The organism is Nostoc sp. (assembly GCF_054880495.1).
This window is the reverse complement of record NZ_JBTYKD010000129.1, coordinates 24,307-31,360: the sequence shown is the minus strand read 5'-3', so window position 1 is coordinate 31,360 and position 7,054 is coordinate 24,307. Positions and strand designations below refer to the sequence as shown.

The following is a 7,054-nucleotide window of genomic DNA, read 5'->3' as shown; positions in this document are numbered from 1 at the left end:
ATTGGTTTTTATCTTGACAGGTGTTCACTTTAGTTTGGTGTTGATATCAACCATCATTGCACTATTAAGTTCATTTTTATCATATAAGTCGAATGATATCAAGCAACTTTTTCTTAGTAGTATTCCTAACAGAGGTTTACCTTTGGTTAAACTTTATGGCAGCAATGCAAAAAAGTGAGATGAAATATAAATAATTCGTAATTCGTAATACTTCTCTACGAGAGGCTACGCCAACGGCTGCGCTCAGTACAAGTTTGTAATTCGTAATTAAAGACATTTTCAGACGTTCGCGTAGCCTCTCGCAGAGAAGAGAAGTGCCTTGCGGGGGTGGAGGAGGCAACTTTGGGGGATTTAAACCCCGACTGAAACTGATCGGCGGCTGAGTGGCTCCAACTCCGCGCTACGTGTAATAGTTGGGGTCTTAAACCCTTTTATTTACGATAAAAAGTAGTGATGGCGCGTCACCTCCATTGAACCTCGATATCGCCAAAGTATAGCGGCTGCCATAATGGTTAGGACAATTCTGCTATGGATAGCTGTGACAGCCGCTCTCTTAGGGTTTGCGAATGTCCTAAGCTGTCTGTCTACTGCTATATGAGGTAGCATTGGTTTAATCTCGGCTAAGTGCGATCGCTACGTTCAACTCAGGCATCGCAAACACAACTAAGCTGCGCGATCCCGTTCGATTCATTTCGATAAATTTCCTGATTTCGGGAATATTTTGTATTAGAGATTCCCGACCCTATACCCCATAAAAAAGAATAGATTGCTTGAAAGTATTATCAAACAGAGACTTTGGTTATTGAGTACATTATTAATACATATTAATAGATGCAGAATTGCAGATGAGATATTAATAGATGCAGGATTTATTTAAAGTTAAATTAAAAGCCGAAAGTCATCAATAAATTCTCCTTTAAATACAGAGTCAATCCTAGCAATAAATATTTAATCCATATAACTCACTTTTGAGTTGTGGCTATTTCTGATTCTTATATTTACACGTTCTGATAATGCAGCTTAAAGGCGGGGACAAAAATCATATTATGGCTAAAACCTTTGCAACCATTGACGGGAATGAGGCTGTCGCCCGTGTTGCTTACAAATTAAATGAAGTGATTGCGATTTATCCCATCACCCCCTCTTCAGCAATGGGTGAATGGGCTGATGCTTGGTCAGCAGAAGGTCGTCCTAACCTCTGGGGTACTATTCCCAGCGTGGTGCAAATGCAGAGCGAGGGAGGAGCCGCCGGCGCTGTACATGGAGCATTGCAAACAGGTTCCCTGAGTACCACTTTCACGGCATCTCAGGGATTATTGTTGATGATACCCAACTTCTACAAAATTGCTGGTGAGTTGACTAGCGCTGTGGTTCACGTTGCCGCCCGTTCCCTGGCTACCCACGCTTTATCAATTTTTGGTGATCATAGCGATGTAATGGCAGCTCGTGCAACTGGTTTTGCTTTGCTGTGTTCGGCTTCGGTGCAGGAAAGTCAAGATTTTGCTCTCATTGCCCATGCTGCTACCCTAGAAGCGCGAGTCTCGTTTATGCACTTCTTTGATGGTTTCCGCACCTCGCATGAAGTACAGAAGGTTAAACTGCTGTCAGATGAGGATTTGCGATCGCTCATCCACGATCACCTAATACTCGCCCACCGCAGCCGGGCGCTGACCCCAGATTGTCCAGTTTTGCGCGGTACTGCCCAAAACCCTGATGTCTACTTCCAAGGACGTGAAGGCGCTAACCCTTACTACAACGCTTGTCCAGAAATTGTCCAACGCATCATGGATCAATTTGGAGAACGCACGGGAAGATATTACCAAATCTATGAATATTACGGGGCTAAGGATGCCGATCGCATTATCGTTATTATGGGTTCCGGCTGTGAAACCGTTCATGAAACAATAGATTACCTTAACGCCCGTGGTGAAAAACTTGGTGTTGTAAAAGTGCGACTTTACCGCCCCTTTGATGTCCAAAGGTTTGTTGCAGTATTACCAACTAGTGTAAAAGCGATCGCTGTTCTTGACCGCACCAAAGAAGCAGGTAGCGCCGGGGAACCGTTGTATTTGGATGTTGTGGCTGCAATTCATGAGGCGTGGGGAGATGAGGGAGACAATTTTATCTCATTCCCCAAAATTATTGGTGGTCGTTACGGTCTTTCTTCCAAAGAATTTACTCCGGCGATGGTGAAGGGCATTTTTGATAACCTTGGTAAAGCTAAACCAAAAAATCACTTTACGATTGGGATTAATGACGACGTTAGTCATACTTCCTTGAGTTTTGACCCTAACTTCTCCACAGAATCGGATAATGTTGTTCGCGCAATGTTCTATGGGTTGGGCGCTGATGGTACTGTTGGGGCTAATAAAAACTCTATTAAGATTATTGGTGAAGAAACCGACAATTACGCCCAAGGCTACTTTGTCTATGACTCCAAGAAATCTGGTTCGATGACCGTTTCTCACCTACGCTTCGGCAAAGAGCCAATTCGCTCCACCTACCTAATTGACCAAGCTAACTTTATTGGTTGCCATCATTGGGGATTTCTGGAACGCATAGATATTCTGAAGGCTGCTATTCCTGGGGCGACTTTGCTGCTTAACAGTCCATATAATGCAGATACCGTTTGGGAAAATTTGCCGCTCAAGGTGCAGCAGCAAATTATCAATAAGCATTTGAAGTTATACGTAATCAATGCTAGCCAGGTTGCGCGTGAAAGTGGCATGGGTGGAAGAATTAACACTATTATGCAGGTTTGCTTCTTTGCCTTAGCGGGTGTCTTGCCACAACAAGAAGCGATCGCTAAAATCAAACAAGCGATTGACAAAACCTACGGTAAAAAAGGTGCAGAAGTCGTCCGCATGAACTTGCAAGCTGTAGACAACACCTTAGAAAACTTGCATAAGGTAGATGTACCACAGACAATCCTAACTCCTAACTCCTGTACAGACGCGATTAATCGCGTCTGTACTCTTAACTCCGCTCCCGATTTTGTGCGGGAAGTTCTGGGCAAAATCATGGTATGGGAAGGTGATGACTTACCTGTTAGCACACTACCTGTTGATGGTACTTTTCCCGTAGGTACTGCCAAGTGGGAAAAACGTAACGTTGCTGAAGAGATACCTGTGTGGGATCTGGATGTCTGCGTTCAGTGTGGTAAGTGCGTGATGGTTTGTCCGCACAGTGCCATCCGTGCCAAGGCTTATCAATCAGATGAGTTAGTCAATGCACCAGAAACCTTTAAATCAACTGGTGCAAAAGATAAAGACTTTGCCAATCAAAAATTTACCATTCAAGTTGCCCCAGAAGACTGCACAGGATGCGCCATTTGTGTAGATATTTGCCCGGCTAAAAATAAGTTTGAGCCATTGCGGAAAGCAATTAATATGGCAGAGCAGCTGCCTTTACAAGAACAAGAGCGGAAAAACTGGGATTTCTTCTTGAGTTTACCCAATCCTGACAGGCGATCGCTAAAATTAAATCAGATTCGCCAACAACAACTGCAAGAACCTTTATTTGAATTCTCTGGTGCTTGTGCAGGTTGTGGTGAAACACCTTATTTAAAATTATTAACACAATTGTTTGGCGATCGCGCCCTCATTGCCAATGCTACAGGCTGCTCCTCAATTTATGGTGGCAATCTCCCCACCACTCCTTGGACAACCAACGCCCAAGGACGCGGCCCTGCGTGGTCTAATAATCTATTTGAAGATAACGCCGAATTCGGTTTTGGCTTCCGCCTTTCCCTCGACAAACAAGCTGAGTTTGCGGCGGAATTGTTGCAACGATTGGGGAGTGAAATAGATGAAAACCTTGCTCAGTCCATCCTCAAAGCTGAACAAAAATCTGAGGCTGATATTTGGGAACAACGAGAACGGATAGCGCTGTTGAAACAAAAGCTAGATGAAATCCTAACTCTCGAAGCCAATCGTTCGACTGAGCGTAGCCGTACTCCTTCTCTACGAGACGCTCCGCGAACGGAGAAGCAAGCTACGCCTAGCGTTCCGCAGGAAAGTCTCAAATCCAAAATCGTTCGACTGAGCGTAGCCGAAGTCCAAAATCTCAAATCCCTTGCAGACTACTTGGTGAGAAAAAGCGTCTGGATTGTTGGCGGTGACGGTTGGGCTTATGATATTGATTTTGGCGGTATCGATCATGTAATCGCTAGTGGTCGGAATGTCAACATCTTAGTAATGGATACAGAAGTGTATTCTAATACAGGCGGTCAATCTTCTAAAGCTACGCCACGAGCCGCAGTTGCCAAATATGCCGCCAGTGGCAAGCCTGCACCGAAGAAAGACTTGGGTATGATTGCCATGACCTACGGAAATGTCTACGTAGCGAGTGTAGCTCTTGGTGCTAGAGATGAACATACCCTCAAAGCGTTTCTGGAAGCAGAAGCTTATGATGGTCCATCACTAATTATTGCTTACAGCCATTGCATCGCCCACGGGATTAATATGACTACAGGGATGAATCACCAGAAAACTCTGGTAGAATCAGGTCGATGGTTGCTGTATCGGCATAATCCAGAGTTGCTCAAACAGGGTAAAAATCCTTTGCAATTGGATATGCGATCGCCTAAGCAATCGGTAGAAGATTCGATGTATCAAGAAAATCGTTTTAAAATGCTCACCAAGAGCAAACCCGACGTTGCCAAGCACTTGTTAGAACAAGCGCAAGCTGAGGTAGATGCACGTTGGCAGATGTACCAATATTTGGCAAAGCGTGATGTTGATGACTAAATAGATGGGTGTAAATAAGCTAATCGGCATTTACAGCAGAAATCATGTATTTGAACCACATCTGTCGTAGGGGCACAGCAATGCTCATTGGTGTCAACTTAAGCAAAAAGGCAGCATTAAGATGTAATCTAAGAACATCGGAATTGATGTTCTTAGGTTTAGCGTATATCTGGGTGGGCGACACCAATGGCGTACAAATCCAAATTCTGGCTACTTGGATTTTTTATGCTGTTCTTAACCAATTGTGTATTGACGTAGCGTAGTTTACCGCCGTAGGCATCGCTCTCAACTAACCAAAAGAGCGAATTTCTACAGAAATGGTGTTTCGTAGTTTATACCATTTTTCTCAAGCTGTTCTACGTGGTGATGCCAGTGACGCTGTTTCTTATCTTGTGGAACATCAAAAGCTGTTTGGATTAGTCAAAACTAGGCGTAAGCGCCATCGAGAGATTGACGCTTACACCCAACAAATTTGGGCAAAATCTTCTTAAGTTGACACCAATGAGCATTGCTGTGCCCCTACTATCAACTTGCAGATAATTTATTCTTAGGTGAGATATGACGTTAGCGCAGCTTAGGAGATTTAACCAATTTCCAGACCGAATAATAGTTGTCACTGCAAACAATATCTGTCTTTAATTTATACTTTTTTTCGATTTTTTCGCGCCAAATATCTGAAGGATTGAATAAAAAAACATCAGTAAACCCATCAGGAATTTTGGGAATTTTTTGGTTATTTACTAACAGAAATCGCACTTTTGGTTCCAAAAGATAACTCAGAGAAAAGACATTACCATAATTGTTACCCAAAGCATCACTAATCAAAAGTGGGCGAGTACTTTGATTGATGATTTGGGCAACTTGGGGATTGTCATAACTCATACCCTTATTCCACCAAGTTTCAGCCTGAGAACTCACCTTAGATGAAATCAGACCACAAATAATCACTAATCCGATGATTATTTTCCAAATGCTCCGGCGTGACATACTCCCATTATATAGTTGCGTAGCTAGTAAATAAGCAACAGTCACTTGGATTCCTAAATAAGATGGTATTAAATATGGTTCGGTAGATGCTTGTACACCCCCAGCAATTAAACTTGGCAGTATTAGTGGTAGTGCTGGCACTACAATCAATGTGAGCAAAAAAAACCAGACTTTATAGTTAGTTGTTTGACAAAGAAAATAAATTGAATATCCTACCAAAGTTAAAAAAATTGGTGTAATTAAATAATTTAGATAATTGTCTGATCTAAGGTCTATATCAAAAAAAATCCGGCTTAACTGCATCATTAAAAATGGAAATGTAGGCATCAAAGATAACTGTGTTGTTGTCTTATCTGCTGAAATTAAAAATTTAAAAAACTCACCCGACACAATTGTTAGCCAAGGCATGAAGCCTAAAAAAGCTACCAGTGATGCTAACACATAAGTTCTGACAGTTTCAGTCAACTGACATTTGGCAGTGATTATTACATAAATTCCGTGAGCAACTGCTAAAAATGCACTCCAAATAAATGTATAAAGACTGATGACTAAAGTTACTGCATAAATGCTCCAGATAGCAAATAAATCTGGTCGTTGTCGTTTTTTTAGTAGCTCATCTTTATCTTGTGATTCCAGCTGCATTGCTTGCAGCAGAGATGCACTGGATAGTAATATAGTGACTAACCAGAGGATATATTCTTGTGCTTCTTGGGCGTATACTAGATGAATTGGAGAAATTGCCATGAGTGCGATCGCTACACCAGTAACCGATAATGGCACATTAAATAATTCTCGGCATAGCCAATAAACACAAGGGAAAACCAGCAAACTGATGCAGGCAGATAAACTTCTAATTGCCATAACCGAATTACCAAAGATTTGCATCCACAATCTGGCTATTAGATAATACAACGGTGGATGTTGAGAATCTTCTTTTGCCAAAGTCATAATTGTGTCATTTAAGCTTTTTTTTGGATTTACACCTTGAAACTGGGCAAAACTTTCTTTACCAATGACACGATTATTAAAAAGTTGCTGTTTTGCTTGATTAATTGTGTAACCAGAAATCCGCAATGAGGTATAAGTTTCATCATGCCAGAAAACTTTGCCATCAAGGTTAAAAAAGCGAAACAATATACCCATCACCAATAAGAAAATCATTAAAAATCGCAACCAACTCGGAGCAAATTTGAGATGGCGCATAAGTAGTTTTCCCAATAATTTATCTAAAATAATCCAGTCAGGCATTGGGCTGGATGAGGTGCGATCGCTAGGAATTATATCTGAGTTTGTTCATCAGACATCGCCAAGGTACTTTG

At 42.0% G+C, this 7,054-nt stretch carries 2 protein-coding genes and 1 pseudogene; 2 read left to right on the top strand and 1 reads right to left on the bottom strand.

Annotated elements, in window-relative coordinates:
• Positions 1–1,046: 1,046 nt before the first annotated feature.
• Together nifJ and ACYTXL_RS13875 are read left to right on the top strand one after the other, a co-directional pair.
• Positions 1,047–4,748 carry a pyruvate:ferredoxin (flavodoxin) oxidoreductase gene (gene nifJ / locus ACYTXL_RS13880; RefSeq protein ID WP_461925260.1) on the top strand — a complete coding sequence of 1,234 codons (3,702 nt, stop codon included), beginning with the start codon at positions 1,047–1,049 and terminating at the stop codon, positions 4,746–4,748.
• A 152-nt stretch (positions 4,749–4,900) separates the two neighbouring features.
• Positions 4,901–5,239: pseudogene (locus ACYTXL_RS13875) on the top strand (IS4 family transposase); the annotation flags it as partial.
• Positions 5,240–5,312: 73 nt separating this feature from the next.
• On the opposite strand, the gene ACYTXL_RS13870 reads toward ACYTXL_RS13875, so the two are convergent.
• A complete protein-coding gene (locus ACYTXL_RS13870) occupies positions 5,313–6,938 on the bottom strand; it encodes a glycosyltransferase family 39 protein (protein ID WP_461925259.1) in 1,626 nt (541 codons plus the stop codon).
• Between the last annotated feature and the right edge of the window lie 116 nt (positions 6,939–7,054).

Excerpts from the sequence above, each read along its gene's own strand:
- nifJ (WP_461925260.1), top strand. The coding sequence starts at position 1,047 with ATGGCTAAAACCTTTGCAACCATTGACGGGAATGAGGCTGTCGCCCGT.
- ACYTXL_RS13870 (WP_461925259.1), bottom strand. The coding sequence starts at position 6,938 with ATGCGCCATCTCAAATTTGCTCCGAGTTGGTTGCGATTTTTAATGATT.